The organism is Salinicola halophyticus, assembly GCF_003206695.1.
GTDB lineage: Bacteria > Pseudomonadota > Gammaproteobacteria > Pseudomonadales > Halomonadaceae > Salinicola > Salinicola halophyticus.
In genome coordinates this window covers 164,377-179,225 of record NZ_PZJN01000007.1, presented here as the reverse complement: position 1 = coordinate 179,225, position 14,849 = coordinate 164,377, and the positions used below count along the sequence as shown (strand labels likewise).

Genomic DNA, 14,849 nt, shown 5'->3' with positions numbered 1-14,849 from the left:
GCGGGGATGAGCAGATCGGATGAGTGGGGGATGACCGTGGGCTTCAAGTAAACCGGCAGCATGGACGAGCTCATCTTGCTTGTCGGGCGGGGATGATGGTCTGCTATAGGGAATCTGTCCCCAAGGACCATCGAAAGGAACCGACGATGAGTATCGATCCCCAAGCAGGACGCTTGCCCGACGAACACAGCCTCGCCAATATTCCACGGCTGGTGTCGCGCTATTACAGCGAACGCCCCGATGTCAGCGATCCCGGTCAGCAGGTTGCGTTCGGTACCTCCGGTCATCGCGGCTCGTCGCTGAAGACGAGCTTCAACGAGTGGCACATTCTGGCCACGACCCAGGCGATCTGCGAGTACCGCGACACCCAGGGCATCGAGGGGCCGCTGTTCATCGGCATGGACACCCACGCGCTGTCCGAGCCGGCGTTCGTCTCCGCGCTGGAAGTGCTGGCGGCCAACGGGATCGAGACGCGAATCGACGCCGGCTGCGAGGAAACCGGCGGTGACGTCGGCTTCACGCCGACGCCGGCGATCTCCAACGCGATTCTGGTCTACAACCAGGGCCGCACCGGTGGCCTGGCCGACGGCATCGTGATCACTCCGTCCCACAACCCCCCCACGGACGGCGGCTTCAAATACAACCCGACCAACGGTGGCCCCGCCGATACCAGCGTGACCAAGTGGATCCAGGAACGCGCCAATGAACTGCTCGCCGCCGGGCTCGAGGGCGTTCGGCGGATCAGTTACGCCGAAGCGCTGAAAGCGCCGACGACCCAGCGTTTCGATTTCATCGACAGCTACGTCAGCGGCCTCGACAAGGTCATCGACATGGCCGCGATTCGCGACTCCGGGCTCAAGTTCGGCGTCGATCCGCTGGGCGGCGCCGGCGTTCACTACTGGCCGCGGATCGCCGAAAAGTACGATCTGCCGCTGGAGGTGATCTCCACCACGGTCGACCCGACCTTCCGCTTCATGCGCGTCGACTGGGACGGCAAGATCCGCATGGACTGCTCGTCGCCCTACGCCATGGCCGGGCTGATCGAGAACAAGGATCGCTTCGACGTCTCGTTCGCCTGCGACACCGATCACGATCGTCACGGCATCGTCGCCCGTTCCACGGGATTGCTGAATCCCAACCACTATCTCGCCGTCGCCATCGAGTATCTGTTCACCCATCGCCCGAACTGGAGCGACAAGGCCGCCATCGGCAAGACACTGGTGTCGTCGTCGATGATCGATTACGTCGCCGAAGGCATCGGCCGAGAAGTAATCGAGGTGCCGGTAGGCTTCAAGTGGTTCGTCGACGGCCTGATCGATGGCAGCCTGGGTTTCGGTGGCGAAGAGTCCGCCGGCGCCTCGTTCCTGACACTCGATGGCAAGCCCTGGTCCACCGACAAGGATGGCCTGATCCTGGGCCTGCTGGCCGCCGAGATCACCGCCGTCACCGGCAAGGATCCGGGCGAACGCTACCAGGCATTGACCGAGCGCTTCGGGGCGCCGGTCTACGAGCGCGTCGACGCACCGGCCAACCGCGAGCAGAAGGCCAAGCTCGGCAAGCTCTCGCCGGAGCAGGTGACCGCCGAGACGCTGGCCGGCCATCCGATCACTCGCAAGCTGACCGAAGCACCCGGCAACGGCGCCGCCATTGGCGGGCTCAAGGTCGTCACGGACGCCGGCTGGTTCGCCGCGCGCCCGTCCGGCACTGAAGACGTCTACAAGATCTACGCCGAAAGCTTTGAAGGCGAAGCGCACCTGAAGCAGATTCAGCAGGAAGCCAAGGCGCTGGTCGACGAGGTGCTGGCGAGCTAAGCGGCGAACCGTATGTCGGCGCGCAGCAAAGAGCGCTGGCGGCAACGCCTGCGAGAGATGGCCAGCTATCGGGAGGTGCTGTTGCGCTTCCCGGTGGTGATCGCGTGGCTTCTGGCCGCGACGTTCGTCGCCAACCTGTTGATCGAAGAGATCGGCCCGGCGGATGCCGCGTGGCGCGTGCTGGTGGGACTCGCATGTGCCGCGACGGCCGCGCTTTCGGCCACGCTGGGTTTCGAGGCCGTGACGCGCCGGCGCGAGATGATCGGGCCGGGCGTTCGCCAGCTCGCGGCGGCGATCGCCGGGGCATGCGGGTTCTGTCTGGTCTGGTTTCAGGACGCGTTGCATACCTCGACGTGGCTGCTGGCGTTCGCGCTTGTCGCGCTGATTCCGGTCGCTCCCTACCTGGCGGGGGGCAGCGGGGAATCGTTTCGAGGGTTGCTGGGTCGCCTGACCTTCGCCTTTCTGCTCGCCGCCATTGGCTGGAGTCTGCTCGGGGGCGGTATCTCGCTGGTTCTCGTCAGTCTGAACCTGCTGTTCGGGCTCGAGGTGCCGTTCGAGCTCTATGCGCACCTGGCGGCGATGACGGCGCTGCTGTTCGCCCCCCTGTTCTGGTTGGCATTGATACCTCGGAGATTCGATCTCGCCGCCGACTGCCGTCTCGATACGCTGTCGGCCAGAGCGGTCAGCGTGCTCGGCGAGTGGGTCGCCGCGCCGCTGATTCTCGTCTACGCCGTGATCCTGCATGTCTATGCCGCGAAATGTCTGCTGGTTGGCGCGCTCCCCAGTGGTCAAAGCGGCTGGCTTGTCTCCGGGTTCGGTATCTGTCTGGTGACTGCGCTGGTGATCTGCCGGCCTTTCATGCGCGGCGCGCGGGCGCTAACGAGTGCTTTCCTGCGCCACTGGCCGTGGTTGTTGCCGGTGCCGCTGCTGTTGCTGACCATGGCGCTGACACTGCGTATCGGAGCCTACGGCGTGACACCGGAGCGCTATCTGCTGGCGGCGCTGGCACTGGTGCTGGCGATCATCGCGGCGTTGCAGAGTTTTCCGCGTTGGCGAGGCGATATTCGACCGATGGCCGCGATTCCCGTGCTGGCGATGCTGTTGGCGAGCTTCGGCCCGCAGGGTGCCGAGTGGACATCGATTCGCAGCCAGAGCGAGCGCTTTCTGACGATCGTCGAGCAGCCCGCGAGAAATCCGCAGCAGACCGGCGAAGCCCTGGCGGCGCTGGGTTATCTTCGGAATGTCGACGCGCTGGCGCGGGTGGCACCGGCCGGCGCCAAGTTATCGAACGACACGTCATCGAACGAGAAAGCCCTGAGCTTTGGAACGGTGGCGCGGGCCTGGGAACTCGATCCGTCGACGGCCATCGAGGCAGGCAGCGGCTCGTCCTACTTCTCTCGCGTCTATTCAGGCACGGCGGGGATCGCGCTGGAGGGCTTCGATCTGCTACTGAGCGGCATCGATATGTCAGCCGGGAATGTTATCGAAGCGCCCTTGTCGTCGGGGGAAGTGTTGCGTCTGCAGTTGGAAGGGCGGACGTTGCGGGTCTCTTCGGCCACCAGGACATCGCGTTTCGATCTGCTTCCCGAGATGACCGCGACATCGAGCGGCACTGACAGCGAGCCGGAGTTGGTCACACTGCGCCAAGACGGCGTGCGGCTGGGGCTGGTGCTGGAAACGGTCAGCGGTTCCAACGGCCCCGTGCCGACGCTGGATCATCTCTCCGGCACGATACTGGTAAACGCGAAGGACTGGCGCTGATCTACGTTGTCGATCGACGCCGCCGAATCAACGCCGCCGAATCAACGTCGTCGAGTCACCGCCGCGCGACCAGCTCGCAGAAGAAGTCGATGTACTGTTCGTGACCGCGGGGGAAAATCACATCCAGCTCGAGGGCGTCATCGGGATCGCTGATCCCCTCCAGCGCCGACCAGAGTTCGACGCTCGGGTCTTCGCCATGTTGCGCCAGCCGCTCGGCATCGACACCGGCACGGCGTACTTCGCCGCTGCTGCTGTCGATGTAGAGCACCCGGTTGCCGCTGTCGAAAGCCTTCCCCAGCTGCTGGACCAGCGTCAGAAAGCCGCGGTCGCTGCCGCCACGCTGTCGCTGCGATCCGGCTTTGGAGTCCTGTGTGAATGATGTCACGGTGTCGCCGACGCCGACGATGCGCGGCATCAGCGCCGGATCGAAGTGATCGCGCGCCAGCGCCAGCAGCGCGGCGTAATCGCGAGGCGCTTCCCGGGCGTTGAAACTCTCGCCCAGCGGATATTCACCGGTGTGGCGATGGTAGTAGCGGTTGAGAATGATCAGCACGCCGACTTCCTTGACGGCGCCCCGCAGCATCAATTGGAAATCGGTAGTGCCGGCGTTGCCATTGGCAACGCCGTCGCTCTCGCGCAATCGTTCATTGCCGTTGTCGTCCTGGCCCGCATTGGGGGCGTAGTGGACGAAGAAGGCGTGATCGAGACCGGCCTGATTGCCAGCGTCGAGGCGCTCTCGCATGAAGTCGGCGACGGCGGCCTGTAGCGTCCGGTAATGCGCCGGATCGGCCCGCCAGTGGTGATGGAAGACGTTCAAGTTGAGTGTCGGCGACGCCAGATTGTCGAGCACCGCGGCGGCGATCAGATCGCGCCGCACGTCCGGCGGCAGCGAGTAGGGCGGCCGGGACAGCAGTGATTCGAGAAATGCTTCGGCCTGAGCGGGAAACGCCTTGAGGAACGCGAGCTCGGCGTCGGTGACGCCGGGATGGCTGACATTGCCGAAGCGATCCTGCCACTGCACGCCGCCGGCGGCCAGGCCGGGCAGATAACGCCCCTGTTCACCGGCGCGGTCCCGGGTTTCGAACAGCGCCTCGACGATGCCGTTCACGCCGCGCGAGCCGATATGCTCGCCGTTGGTCAGCACGTAGAAGTGGCCATCGAGCCGGCGCGCGGCGTCGAGATAGCGACGCTCCAGGCGTCGAGTCAACGGATCGCCGACCAGACCCATGCAGACGCCGTCGAGATCCTGAATGATCAGCAGGTTGTCGGTAGCCGCCAGTTCGTCCAGCAGGGCGGCGTGGTCGAGAGAGAAGGGACGAGTCAGGGACATGATGAGCGTCCGGGTCGAAGGCGAATGAATGAGGGCGAATGATGCAGGCTCGGAGCCACGGTTCGTCACCAGTATAACGGCAGCGGCCGCAACGAGTAGCGCGGGTTTGCCCGACCGGGAAGGCGCGACTAGGCTGCTATGAGTCTTTACCGGTGGCCATGGTGATGGCCGATCGAAAGATGCGTCGATCGCAACGACGCCAGATAGGTTAGCCGCAAGACGCTCACGCCCGGATGGCGTGTTGATCGCCCGAAACGGGGACAACCCCGGATAGGGCAACATTAGCAGGAGGCAATAATGTCCAGTCCCGAGCATAAGCAGAAGATCTGGAAGCTGATCGAAAAGATCAAGGTCGGCATGTTGGTGACCCTAGACGATGGCGTGCCGCGTTCACGCCCCATGCATCTGGTGCAGGATGCCTACGACGGCACGCTCTGGTTCTATACCCGGCGCAGCGCGGAGAAGGCATTCGAGGCGAAAGCCGATCAGGATGTCTGTCTCTCCTTCTCGGATCAGGATGACGGCGTCTACGTATCGATGTCGGGCACGGCGCGTCTCAACCACGACCCCGAGCTGATCGAAAAATACTGGAATCCGTTCGTGGCGGCGTGGTTCACCGGTGGCAAGGAAGATCCCGATATCACCATGATGGAGATCGACATCCATTTCGGCGAGCACTGGCAGTCCCGGGACAGCAAGACGTTCCAGCTCTACGAGTTCGCCAAGGCCAATATCAAGAAGGATCACAAGCCGGATATCGGTGAAAACGAGAAATTCGGTCACTGACGTCTGTCGCCTTTTCAGGCACTTTGTCTACTCAACGCCGCCAATGNNCATTGGCGGCGTTGACGTTGGAAGCGGTGCGTCAATCGGTATCATTGACAGCCGTGCGCCAAGTCAGGATAAAGAGTCTTCATAAGTCACATAGCGACCCCCCATGTTTCTGCTGACGGCATTCGTCGTTCTCTCGATCGGTTTTTCCTTCGTCTGTTCGGTGCTGGAAGCCGCGCTGCTTTCGCTGACGCCGAGCTATATCGCGCAGCTCAAGGACACCCGCCCCAAGCTTCACGACAAGCTCAACAAGCTCAAGTCCAACATCGACCGGCCGCTGGCGGCGATCCTGACCCTCAACACCATCGCCCATACCGTGGGGGCGACCGGCGTCGGTGCGCAGGTAGCGGTCGTGTTCGGCGATGCTCACGTGGCGATTGCCTCGGCGTTGATGACGTTCGGCATCCTGATTTTCTCGGAGATCATTCCCAAGACCATCGGCGCCAGCTACTGGCGAGCCTTGGCGCCATTTCTGCCGCGGATTCTGCGCGTCATGGTATTGGTGCTGCTGCCCTTCATCTGGCTTTCGGAGATGATCACCAATCGCATCGCCAAGAGCGAGAATGACGTCGACATGCGCGGTGAGATCAAGGCCCTGGCGCGGATCGGGCTAGAGGAGAAGGCGCTGGATCCGGACGAGACGCGCACCATCACCAATATTCTCAATCTCCACGAGATTCTGGTGAAGAACGTCATGACGCCGCGAACGGTTTGCGAGACGGTGACCCCCGATATGACCGTGGCCGATTTCGATCGTCGCTACGGCAAGACCCCGTTCACTCGTTTTCCGATCATGGATGGTGCCGAGGACGCGCTGGGTTATATCCACAAGGCGGATACCTATCACGCCGAAGACGAGCAGACGCTGAAGTCGCTGATGCATCCGGTTTCCACCGTCGACGAGGCCGATAGCGTCGAGCATGTCTTTGCCGCCATGCTCAAGAATCACAACCACATGCGCGTGGTCTACGACGACCACGGCAGTTGGGTGGGGGTGATCACCATGGAAGACGTGATCGAGACGATCCTGGGTCAGGACATCGTCGACGAGACCGACAACGTCCACAACCTGCGCAAGTACGCCAAGCAGCGCTGGTTGAAGCGAATCAAGCGCGACGAATCCGCCCTGCCGCCGCCGACCTGAATTCGGCGGCAGCCCTCCATTGCCGGGGGCAGGATCAGATGACCTTCTTGCGCAGCCAGGCGGCCAGTGCCTCGCCCAGGATCACCAGCGCGATGATCGCCAGTAGAATGGTCGCCACGGTCTGCCAGGCCAGCGTATCGATGGCGCCCTGCAGGATCACGCCGATGCCGCCGGCGCCGACCAGGCCGAGCACGGTCGATTCGCGCAGGTTGATGTCCCAGCGCAGAATGCTGATCGCGAAGAAGGTGGGGATGACCTGCGGCACGATGGCGTAGAGCACCACCTTGGCGCGCGAGGCGCCGGTGGCTTCCAGCGCTTCCACCGGGCGGCGGTCGATCTCCTCGATCGCCTCGCCCAGCAGTTTGCCGAGAAAGCCGATCGATCGGAACATGATCGCGATGATCCCCGCCAGCACGCCAGGGCCGAAGATCGCCACGAACAGCAGCGCCCAGATCAGCGTGTTGACCGATCGGCTCGAGACCAGAATGAAACGCCCCAGCCACAGCGTGAAGCGGTTGGGCGTGGTGTTCTGGGCCGCGATATAAGCGATCGGCAGCGACATGAATACGGCGACGAAGGTGGCGATGGTGGCGATGTTGAGCGTTTCGACCAGCGCCCACAGGATCGCGCGGATATTGCTCACATCCGGCGGCACCATGCGGCCGAACAGATCGCCGACCTGGGCAGGGGCGCCCCACACCCACGGCCAGATGATATCGATGCTCTCCACCGCCCATACCACGGCAGCGCCCACCACCAGCATCATGGCAAGACGTTTCCAGCGCTGCTGCGGGGTATAGCGTGCCCAGGTGCGCTCGGCTACGTTCGGGGTCGTCTGGATGGTCATCCGATGTTCCTCCTGATTCGCCCGCTGACCGCTTCGCTGATCAGGATGACGCCGATGATCACCAGCGTGATCGCCAGCGCGAAGTCGTAGTCGTAGCGTCCGAAGGCGTTCATCAGCGTCGAGCCGATCCCGCCGGCACCGACGATGCCGACCACCGCCGAGGCGCGCAGATTACTGTCGAGCTGATAGATGCCCAGGCCGATCTGGCGCGGCATGATCTGCGGCAGCACCGCGAACTGCAGCACGCTGATGTAGCGCGTGCCGCTGGCGCGCAGGGCCTCCACCTGACCCCAGTCGATCTCCTCGATGCGCTCAGCCAGCATCTTGGCGACGAAGCCGATCGAGTAGAGCGTCAGGGTCAGAATGCCGGCCACCGGGCCGAACCCGACCGCCTTGACGAACAGGATCGCCACGATCACCGGGTGGAAGCTGCGCGCGATGATAATGATCGCACGCCCCAGCAGGTAAATCGGCTTGGCGGCGATATTACGCGCTGCCATGAAGGCGATGGGAACGCTCAGTGCGAGTCCCAGCAGTGTCGCTAGAATCGCGATCTGCAGACTCTCGAGAAAACCGTCGATCAGCAGCTCGTAGCGATCGAAGTTGGGCGGGAAGGCGCCGGAGAAGATCCGCGCGGCGCGGGTCATGCCCTGGCTTATGCGATCGAGATCGAACGGCAGGATCGAGATCGCCCAGATCGCATAGACCACGACCCCGATGACCAGCCCCCAGCGCAACAGCGGGTTGGCGATGAACGGCGGCTTGCGCCAGGTGCGGCGTTCGCTCGTCGCGTTCATGACATGACCGCCTGTGCCTGGCCGGCATCGGCCTGCCGGCGATCTTCACCCGGCGTGCCGTTGTAGACGGCATCCATCGCCTCCTGATCGAGATCGGCCGGCTTGCCGTCGAAGATCAGCTTGCCGAACCGCATGCCGACAATGCGCTGGGTATATTCCCGCGCCTCGGCCACGTTATGGATGTTGATCAATACCGGCAGCGAGAGCTCCTGGGCGAGGGTCTGCAACAGTTCCATGATCTGACGGGAACTGACCGGGTCCAGTGACGCCGTGGGTTCGTCGGCGAGCAGGATCTCCGGCTGCTGCATCAATGCCCGTACCACGCCGACACGCTGACGTTCGCCGCCGGACAGCGCATCGGCGCGCTTGTTGGCGTAGTGGGCGATACCTACGCGCTCCATCAGGTGATAGGCACGCTCGATGTCCTCGGCCGGATACTTGCGCAGGGCAGCACGCCAGTAGGGGATGTAACCCAGGCGTCCGCACTGGACGTTCTCCATCACCGTCAGCCGGTCCACCAGATTGAAGCCCTGAAAGATCATGCCGATACGCCGGCGCGCCTTGCGTAGCTCTTCCCGCTTGAGATGGGTCAGTTCGAGACCGTTGAGCTCGATACTGCCTTCCGTGGGTTCCACCAGCCGATTGATGCAGCGCAGCAGCGTGCTCTTGCCCGCCCCCGAGGCGCCGATGATCGAAACGACCGATTCGCCGGCCACGTCGAGATCGAGCCCGCGCAGCACCGGCTCGCCATGGCCGTAACGCTTGACCAGATTCTGAATGCGCAGCATTGGGATTCCTCGTGGCTGACGGCGCCATCGTCCTTCATGAGAGAAAGCGCCGTCAGGCCGGGTTATTCGACGTTTTTCTGGGAGTAGACAACGCCGTTGGCATCCTGGATGTCACGAATGACTTCCCAATCCTTCTGGTAGGTGACCGGCACGAACTTGGTCACGCCGTCGAACTCTTCGCCCAACTCCGTCCCTTTCATGTCGAAGCTGAAGAACGCCTTCTTGATCTTGTCGATCAGCTCCGGCTTGAGGTTATTGGCGTAGGTATAGGAAGTGGTAGGGAAGCGCTTGGATTCGAAGATGATCTTGACCTCATCCGGGTCGTAGAGCCCGCGCTCGGCCATGCGATCGACCACCTCGGAGGCCACCGGTGCGGCGTCATAGTCACCCGCGACCACACCCAGCATCGATTGGTCATGAGAACCCGAATAGACCACTTCGTAATCCTCGTCCGGGGTGATGCCCTGCTTGGGGAACAGCGCGCGAGGCGCCAGGTTGCCGGAATTGGAAGTCGGCGAGGTGTGTGCCACACGCTTGCCCTTGAGATCGCTCAGCTCGTCGATACCGCTGTCCTTGCGGGTATAGACCTGCAGGGTGTAGCCGAACTCGCCGTCGTCGCTGCCCATGATCGCGAAGGGCACCGCGCCTGCCAGGTTGACCGCGAACGGGGTCGGCCCGGTGGAGAAACCGGCGACCTGAATGCGGCCGCTGCGCATCGCTTCGATCTCGGCGGCGTTGGACTGTACGGCGTAAAAGCGCACGTCCTTGCCGGTCACGTCGCGCAAGTGTTCGATGAACGGTTCCCAGATGTCGGCATAGATCGCCGGATCCTCGACCGGGGTGTAAGCGAAGACCAGCGGATCGGGATCGAGGTACTGGGACTCGTCGGTCGGCGCATCGGCGACCAGATCGCCATCGGCATCGCAGTACATCGGCGCCAGATCGCCGCGTTGCGGGCATTCATCGGCGGCCTGGGCCGCGAAGGCGAGACCGCAGCCGAGCGTCAGCGTGGCCAGTAAGGAGAGAAAAAGGCGTAGTGAGCGTGACTTGGATCGTTTGAGGCGTCGTAGCATGGCAGCGTCTCCTGAGACGGAGGTTGTTATAAGCGACACCGGCCGCGCATGTTGTGTGTCTGGTTAGGCCGCGTTCGGTGTCATCGTTTTGTCACAGTGTGCGCAATATCCGGCGAAAAGCGCATTCGACTTTCGCTAATGACCGCTGCTCATGTTCGTTTTCGAGCAATCAATCAGGGTTGTCGCCGCTATTGTTACGATATAACATAATAAAAAATATCATCGGAACTATTCATGCAACCATTACCCGTTACTGTCCTGTCCGGTTTTCTCGGCGCCGGCAAGACGACCGTTCTCAATCACCTGCTCAACAACCGCGACGGCCGGCGCATCGCGGTGATCGTCAACGACATGAGCGAGATCAACATCGACGCGGCGCTGATCGAGCGCGAAGTCGACCTCAATCGCGCCGAAGAGAAACTGGTCGAGATGAGCAACGGCTGCATCTGCTGCACGTTGCGCGAGGACCTGTTGATCGAAGTGAATCGGCTCGCCGACGAGGGCCGCTTCGATTATCTGGTGATCGAATCCACCGGCATCTCCGAGCCGCTACCGGTGGCCGAGACCTTCACCTTCGAGGACGAGCAGGGGCGGAGCCTGTCCCAGGTCGCCCGGCTGGATACGCTGGTCACGGTGGTGGACGGCGCCAACTTTCTTTCCCAGTACCACGAAGCCAAGTCGCTGGCCGAAGCCGGCGAGAGTCTGGGTGAAGAGGACGAGCGCAACGTCGCCGACCTGCTGGTCGATCAGATCGAATTCTGCGACGTGCTGTTGATCTCCAAGGCCGACTTGATCGATGCGCGCGCCCTGGGTGAACTCGAGGCGGTACTGAAAAGCCTCAACCCCGACGCCGAGATCATCGCGATTCAGAACGGGCAGGTGCCGCTGGAGAGGGTGCTGAATACCGGCCGGTTCAGCTTCGACAAGGCGCAGCAGGCGCCGGGCTGGCTCAAGGAAATGCGCGGCGAGCACGTGCCGGAAACCGAGGAGTACGGGATCTCCAGTTTCAGCTTCGAGGCGCGGCGGCCGTTTCACCCGCAGCGCTTCCACGACGTGCTGCACGGCGACTGGGGCGACGGCAAGCTGCTACGTTCGAAAGGGTTCTTCTGGCTCGCCAGCCGGCCGCAGTTCGCCGGTCAGTGGAGCCAGGCCGGCGGTATCGCCCATCACGGCTTCGCCGGCCTGTTCTGGCGCGCGGTGCCGGAATCGCGCTGGCCGCAGGATCCCGAGTATCGCGCCTCGATCCTGGAGAAGTGGCAGGAGCCGTTCGGCGACATGCGCCAGGAACTGGTGTTCATTGGCCAGGGGCTGAATGCCGCCGACATTCGCCGGCGGCTCGAGGCGTGTCTGCTGAGTGATGAGGAACTGGCGCGCGGCAAGGACTACTGGGTGACGCTGCCGGACCCGTTCCCCGAGTGGGATATGGCCGCCGTCTGATCACGCTTTCGACGTCTCCAGAATCTGGCCGCCAAGAGTCTGGTCTCCACCGGAGCTTCCCCGATTATCCTCACAAGGGTATCGGGGTTTTTTAGGGCTCGGTGTTTTCTTCAGTACGACATCTCTATTTATCAATATAGCTAGATTCATCGATATCACTAAATTCATCGATAACTAGCTTGAGTGGAACATCTAAGTGCTCGATTCGTAATACGGGTATTGCGTCGATGCCATTATCCTGAATAAAAGTGGCTTGCGCGCGGCGACTGTCAGCATGACCCTAATATTACTTCGGTTTTTAATTCATGCGTTTAGCTGCCTGAAGACTAAAATTTCGGACAGTACTGTCGATATTGATGGCAACGCCTTTAGTCTGGCTGAAACACACTCGCTAATAACGCCGTTTCAGGCCCACCATAGAATTCCAAGTGAGTCGTCAAGAACTCATTGAATAATAAAGGAACGCCGCACATGGCCCTATTTCGCTCGCCGCGTCATCATGAAGCCGTGCTCGATGCCATCCATCGTGCCATGGCCATCATCGAGTTCTCTCCGGAGGGCATAATAGTTACCGCCAATACCAACTTTCTCGATATCACCGGGTATCGTGGCGTCGACTTGATCGGCCAGCACCACCGCCAACTTTGCGATCCGGCACTGGCCGCGAGTCGAGAATACGCGGCCTTCTGGGACCGGCTGCAGCAAGGCGAGTTTATTACCGGTCGTTTCAAGCGCATTGCCGAAGACGGCCACACGCTCTGGCTGGAAGCCTCTTATAATCCGGTCCGCGACCGTCGTGGAAAGATCATTCGCGTGGTCAAGACGGCGACCGACATCACCGCGCGGGTACGCGATGAGCAGGACATGCACAGCCGGCTGAACGCCATCGACCGGGCCATGGCGGTCATCGAGTTCTCTCCCGACGGACACATCTTGACCGCTAACGATAATTTTCTGAATACGGTGGGCTACGCTCTCGAAGAGCTCCAAGGCACGCATCATCGGATATTCTGCGAACGCGATTATGCAGCGAGTCAGAAGTACCTTGATTTCTGGGTCCATCTGAACGCGGGTGAATTCATGTCGGGGCAGTTCAAACGACTCGACAAGCAAGGTCGAACGCTGTGGCTCGAAGCGAGCTATAACCCGGTCTTCGATTCCGAGGGGCAGCTCTACAAGGTGGTCAAGTTCGCGACCGATATCACCGACCGCGTGACACGTGAGAATGAAAGCGCGCAAATGGCCTATCGCATTTCGTCGAACACGGAAACGTCCGCCAGCGACGGTTCGCGTATCATCGACGAGACCATCACCGAAATTCGTTGTATCGCTGATCAGGTTGCGGCTGCCTCGCAGCTGATCGACTCCCTGGCGCAACGCTCCGCCGACATCAGCGCGGTGGTCGAAAGCATTCGCGATATCGCCGAGCAGACCAACCTGCTGGCGCTCAATGCCGCCATCGAGTCGGCCCGTGCCGGTGAGCATGGCCGCGGCTTCGCGGTGGTGTCTCACGAAGTACGCCAGCTGTCGATATGCACCTCCCAGGCCACTCGCGACATCACCGCCACCGTCGCCAGCCTGCGCGATCTCACCCACGAAGTGAGCGGTGGCATGCAGGCCTGTCTGGGCAGCGTGGAAAACGGCGTCCGCATGGCGGGCGAAGCCGGTCATGCAATCGATAAGATTCGTGCCGGGGCCAACGATGTCGTCAGTGCCATTGCTCACGTCACATCGACCCTATCTCACCTCGAAGCTGAGAACGCTCCGACCCTGCGGTGCGCGACATGAATATGGGCATATCGTGATCAGCCCCCGAGGATATTTAGGTCTTCTTCTGCGGCTATCGGTGAGGCGCGGCCATTGCCAAACAATTATTAGCCAGCTACATTTTCGTCATCATTCGTTTCCGGAATTTTTCCATGGCATCCCCCAAGCTGTTCACGCCGCTCAAGCTCGCCGAGCTCGAGCTGGCCAATCGCATAGTGATCTCACCGATGTGCCAGTACTCCGCTGACGAGCACGGCAACATGACCGACTGGCACACCATCCATCTCGGCAATCTGGCGCTCTCCGGCGCCGGACTGCTGATGGTCGAAGCCTCGTCTGTCGCTCCGGAAGGGCGCATCACCCCAGGCGACGTCGGCCTCTATTCGGACGATAACGAGCAGGCGATGGCGCGCATGCTCGAGTCCGTGCGTGGCCACTCGCCGATGCCGATCGGTATCCAGCTCGGCCACGCCGGGCGCAAGGCCTCCTGTCAGGCGCCCTGGGAAGGTGGCGCGCAGCTATCGCTCGAGCAGGGCGGCTGGCAGACCGTGGCGCCCTCCGGGGTTGCGTATCAGGACGATCAGCGTCCGCCGAAAGCGATGAGCCTCGAGGATATCGAAGCGCTCAAGGCCGGCTTCGTGGCCTCGGCCAAGCGTGCCGAGCGCCTGGGTTTCGAGCTGATCGAGCTCCACGCGGCCCATGGCTATCTGCTGCATGAATTCTTGTCGCCGCTCTCCAACCAGCGCGATGACCAATACGGTGGCAGCCTCGAAAACCGCATGCGGATCGTGCTGGAAATCTTCGACGCCGTCCGCGAGGTCTTCCCGCAGCAGAAGCCGGTGGGTATTCGTATCTCCGGCAGTGACTGGGTCGAGGGTGGCTGGGATCTGGAGCAGAGCGTGGAATTGGCCAAGGCGCTGGACGCCCGCGGCTGTAGTTTCATCGACTGTTCCGGTGGCGGTCTCGATCCGCGCCAGGCGCTGGATGTCGGCCCCAGCTACCAGGTGCCGTTCGCGCGGCGCATGAAGCAGGAAGTCGCTATGCCGGTCATCGCCGTCGGGCTGATCACCGAGCCGGAGCAGGCCGAAGGCATCGTCTTCAGCGGTGAAGCGGATGCCGTCGCGCTGGCACGCGGCATGCTCTTTGATCCGCGCTGGCCGTGGCACGCCGCCGCCAAGCTCGGCGCCAGCGTTCACGCGCCGAAGCAGTACCTGCGCAGCCAGCCGCACACGTTGAAAGGGCTGTTCGGCTAGGCATCCGTCG

12 protein-coding genes are annotated in these 14,849 nt (G+C 62.2%); 7 read left to right on the top strand and 5 right to left on the bottom strand.

Annotated elements, in window-relative coordinates:
- Positions 1 to 146 precede the first annotated feature (146 nt).
- Complete coding sequence (gene pgm, locus DOM58_RS12105; RefSeq protein ID WP_110693066.1) at positions 147 to 1,811, top strand: phosphoglucomutase (alpha-D-glucose-1,6-bisphosphate-dependent); 1,665 nt, start codon at positions 147 to 149, stop codon at positions 1,809 to 1,811.
- A gap of 12 nt (positions 1,812 to 1,823) precedes the next feature.
- Positions 1,824 to 3,572, top strand: a complete 1,749-nt coding sequence (locus DOM58_RS12100; protein ID WP_110693065.1) for a DUF4153 domain-containing protein — start codon at positions 1,824 to 1,826, stop codon at positions 3,570 to 3,572.
- 55 nt (positions 3,573 to 3,627) lie between these two features.
- Here the strand turns inward: DOM58_RS12100 and stpA are convergent, their stop codons facing one another.
- A complete protein-coding gene (gene stpA, locus DOM58_RS12095) occupies positions 3,628 to 4,902 on the bottom strand; it encodes a glucosylglycerol 3-phosphatase (RefSeq protein WP_110693064.1) in 1,275 nt (424 codons plus the stop codon).
- Between the two features lie 297 nt (positions 4,903 to 5,199).
- On the opposite strand from stpA, the gene DOM58_RS12090 reads away from it, so the two are divergent.
- On the top strand, positions 5,200 to 5,688 hold the full coding sequence (locus DOM58_RS12090) for a pyridoxamine 5'-phosphate oxidase family protein (RefSeq protein ID WP_075560580.1): 489 nt from the start codon (positions 5,200 to 5,202) through the stop codon (positions 5,686 to 5,688).
- A 151-nt stretch (positions 5,689 to 5,839) separates the two neighbouring features.
- The gene (locus DOM58_RS12085; RefSeq protein ID WP_110693063.1) at positions 5,840 to 6,877 is read left to right on the top strand and encodes a CNNM domain-containing protein; all 1,038 of its coding nucleotides are present in this window, start codon (positions 5,840 to 5,842) and stop codon (positions 6,875 to 6,877) included.
- 34 nt (positions 6,878 to 6,911) lie between these two features.
- On the opposite strand, the gene phnE (DOM58_RS12080) is transcribed toward DOM58_RS12085, so the two are convergent.
- The 4 genes from phnE (DOM58_RS12080) to phnD all read right to left on the bottom strand — a co-directional run bounded on the left by phnE (DOM58_RS12080) (position 6,912) and on the right by phnD (position 10,382).
- Complete coding sequence (gene phnE / locus DOM58_RS12080; protein WP_110693062.1) at positions 6,912 to 7,724, bottom strand: phosphonate ABC transporter, permease protein PhnE; 813 nt, start codon at positions 7,722 to 7,724, stop codon at positions 6,912 to 6,914.
- The gene (phnE, locus tag DOM58_RS12075; RefSeq protein WP_075560583.1) at positions 7,721 to 8,521 is read right to left on the bottom strand and encodes a phosphonate ABC transporter, permease protein PhnE; all 801 of its coding nucleotides are present in this window, start codon (positions 8,519 to 8,521) and stop codon (positions 7,721 to 7,723) included. The genes phnE (DOM58_RS12080) and phnE (DOM58_RS12075) overlap by 4 nt, the downstream gene beginning before the upstream one ends.
- Entirely contained in the window at positions 8,518 to 9,309 is a 792-nt protein-coding gene (gene phnC / locus DOM58_RS12070; protein ID WP_075560584.1) for a phosphonate ABC transporter ATP-binding protein, read from the bottom strand. Before phnC ends, phnE (DOM58_RS12075) begins: the two co-directional genes overlap by 4 nt.
- A 62-nt stretch (positions 9,310 to 9,371) precedes the next feature.
- Entirely contained in the window at positions 9,372 to 10,382 is a 1,011-nt protein-coding gene (gene phnD, locus DOM58_RS12065; protein ID WP_110693061.1) for a phosphate/phosphite/phosphonate ABC transporter substrate-binding protein, read from the bottom strand.
- A 234-nt stretch (positions 10,383 to 10,616) separates the two neighbouring features.
- Here phnD and zigA point away from each other — a divergent pair, with 234 nt between their 5' ends.
- From zigA to DOM58_RS12050, 3 genes are all read left to right on the top strand, one after another.
- Positions 10,617 to 11,819, top strand: coding sequence for a zinc metallochaperone GTPase ZigA (gene zigA / locus DOM58_RS12060; protein WP_110693060.1), 1,203 nt, complete (start codon positions 10,617 to 10,619; stop codon positions 11,817 to 11,819).
- A 471-nt stretch (positions 11,820 to 12,290) separates the two neighbouring features.
- Entirely contained in the window at positions 12,291 to 13,607 is a 1,317-nt protein-coding gene (locus DOM58_RS17825) for a methyl-accepting chemotaxis protein (protein WP_110693059.1), read from the top strand.
- Between the two features lie 131 nt (positions 13,608 to 13,738).
- On the top strand, positions 13,739 to 14,839 hold the full coding sequence (locus tag DOM58_RS12050) for an NADH:flavin oxidoreductase/NADH oxidase (RefSeq protein ID WP_110693058.1): 1,101 nt from the start codon (positions 13,739 to 13,741) through the stop codon (positions 14,837 to 14,839).
- The last annotated feature ends 10 nt before the right edge of the window (positions 14,840 to 14,849 follow it).

Excerpts from the sequence above, each read along its gene's own strand:
- pgm (WP_110693066.1), top strand. The coding sequence starts at position 147 with ATGAGTATCGATCCCCAAGCAGGACGCTTGCCCGACGAACACAGCCTC.
- DOM58_RS12100 (WP_110693065.1), top strand. The coding sequence starts at position 1,824 with ATGTCGGCGCGCAGCAAAGAGCGCTGGCGGCAACGCCTGCGAGAGATG.
- stpA (WP_110693064.1), bottom strand. The coding sequence starts at position 4,902 with ATGTCCCTGACTCGTCCCTTCTCTCTCGACCACGCCGCCCTGCTGGAC.
- DOM58_RS12090 (WP_075560580.1), top strand. The coding sequence starts at position 5,200 with ATGTCCAGTCCCGAGCATAAGCAGAAGATCTGGAAGCTGATCGAAAAG.
- DOM58_RS12085 (WP_110693063.1), top strand. The coding sequence starts at position 5,840 with ATGTTTCTGCTGACGGCATTCGTCGTTCTCTCGATCGGTTTTTCCTTC.
- phnE (WP_110693062.1), bottom strand. The coding sequence starts at position 7,724 with ATGACCATCCAGACGACCCCGAACGTAGCCGAGCGCACCTGGGCACGC.
- phnE (WP_075560583.1), bottom strand. The coding sequence starts at position 8,521 with ATGAACGCGACGAGCGAACGCCGCACCTGGCGCAAGCCGCCGTTCATC.
- phnC (WP_075560584.1), bottom strand. The coding sequence starts at position 9,309 with ATGCTGCGCATTCAGAATCTGGTCAAGCGTTACGGCCATGGCGAGCCG.
- phnD (WP_110693061.1), bottom strand. The coding sequence starts at position 10,382 with ATGCTACGACGCCTCAAACGATCCAAGTCACGCTCACTACGCCTTTTT.
- zigA (WP_110693060.1), top strand. The coding sequence starts at position 10,617 with ATGCAACCATTACCCGTTACTGTCCTGTCCGGTTTTCTCGGCGCCGGC.
- DOM58_RS17825 (WP_110693059.1), top strand. The coding sequence starts at position 12,291 with ATGGCCCTATTTCGCTCGCCGCGTCATCATGAAGCCGTGCTCGATGCC.
- DOM58_RS12050 (WP_110693058.1), top strand. The coding sequence starts at position 13,739 with ATGGCATCCCCCAAGCTGTTCACGCCGCTCAAGCTCGCCGAGCTCGAG.